This window comes from Vibrio sp. YT-19(2023), assembly GCF_033337395.1.
On sequence record NZ_JAWOQN010000376.1, the window covers coordinates 1 to 779 of the forward strand.

1 protein-coding gene is annotated in these 779 nt (G+C 46.7%); it reads left to right on the forward strand.

Going from position 1 to position 779, the window contains the following annotated elements:
• Positions 1 to 779, forward strand: a 779-nt coding sequence (locus tag R7E78_RS25995; protein ID WP_318058591.1) for a fatty acid cis/trans isomerase, incomplete at both ends; no start/stop codon positions are given.

A 779-nucleotide genomic window follows, 5' to 3' on the forward strand; every position in this document is an offset into this window, starting at 1 on the left:
CGAAAACCTATCGACTGACGTCATTTGGGACGGTAACGGTACCAACCCAAATGCAGCATTAACAGTATTCCGTCATTTCGACAGTGCATCTGTAGTTCAAGGGTTGGTTGGCGAGCAGCCAAAAACAGTCTGGATCTTAGATTACGCTTTGCTAGAGCGTAGTCACTACCTATTGGTAGCAGGGTTTGACGTATACGGTAACTTTGGTCACCAGTTGATGACGCGTATGTTCATGGACTTCTTACGTCTTGAAGGCGAGAGTAACTTTGTTACCTTGCTGCCTGCGGATATGCGTCACCAGCTTCAATCGAGCTGGTATCAAGATCAAAGCCCTCAGCTTAGTGACTTTTTGCAACGTAACGTGAAGCCTTTTAATCAACCGACCAGCGTTGTTTACAAAACGGACGACCCAAAAACCGAGCTACTGAACATGATGCGCAAACGCTTATCGCCAGTGCTGCTGCCTCGTTATGAGATTACCGATACTGCGCTTTCAGATAAAACGGAAAAAGAGCTAAAACGCATCGGTCAAGTGCGTGGTGAAGGGCTACAAACCGTCCCACAAATCACGATGCTGATGGTGCGTAGTAAGTCAGGTAAGGACGAACTGTTCACCCTACTTCACAACAATGCGCACACTAATATTTCGAGGTTGTTTGATGAAGAAAGCAACCGAGACTTCGCCAACGACGATATGACCATCGTGCGCGGCGTTGTCGGTAGCTACCCAGCAGCATTTTTCTCGCTTAAAGAAAACCAAGTAAAAGAATTTGTCGATC